The sequence below is a fragment of the Pedococcus sp. P1_H8 genome, assembly GCF_056405175.1.
Genome location: NZ_JBFUCP010000099.1, coordinates 1 through 557, shown reverse-complemented (window position 1 = coordinate 557; position 557 = coordinate 1). Strand labels below are relative to the sequence as shown.

The window sequence follows — 557 nt, the reverse complement described above, 5'->3', positions numbered from 1 at the left end:
CCTGAATGTCGGCCAGGATGTTCACCCGCCGCTGCAAGTAGCGCGGAGTCGACCCAAACCAGATCGCCGACCGGGCTGTCGGTGAAGTCGGCCAGTTCCCCTGCCACCCGGTCGAACCAGACGAGGTAGTAGATCCCGAAGGTTCCGGTCAGACCTCTTCCAGCGCCTGCCCGCGACGTTCCGGCAGCGCCGTCGTCGCGACCGCGGCGATCGCGAAGGACACCGCGAACACCCCGAACACCAACGGATTTCCGCCTCCCGTCAGCAGCCACGGCACCATCAGCGGCGCGATGATCGACGCGATCCGGCCGAATGCCGCCGCCGCCCCGGTCCCCGAGCCCCGCGTCGTCGTCGGGTAGAGCTCGGGACCGATCGCGTACAACGCGCCCCAGGCGCCAAGGTTGAAGAACGACAACGCCATTCCCGCCGCCACGATCTGCGTCGGGGTGTCCGCCAGCCCGAACGCGCCCGCCGACACCGCGGAGCCGACCAGGAACAGCGCCAGGGTGCCGCGGCGCCCCCACGCCTCGATCAGCCAGGCCGCGACCGCATAACCG

1 protein-coding gene is annotated in these 557 nt (G+C 70.0%); it reads right to left on the bottom strand.

Annotated features, from left to right (window positions below; translation table 11 throughout):
- Positions 1 to 148 precede the first annotated feature (148 nt).
- Positions 149 to 557: MFS transporter (locus AC1DYG_RS19040; RefSeq protein WP_477641430.1), on the bottom strand; the 409-nt coding region annotated here is incomplete at its 5' end.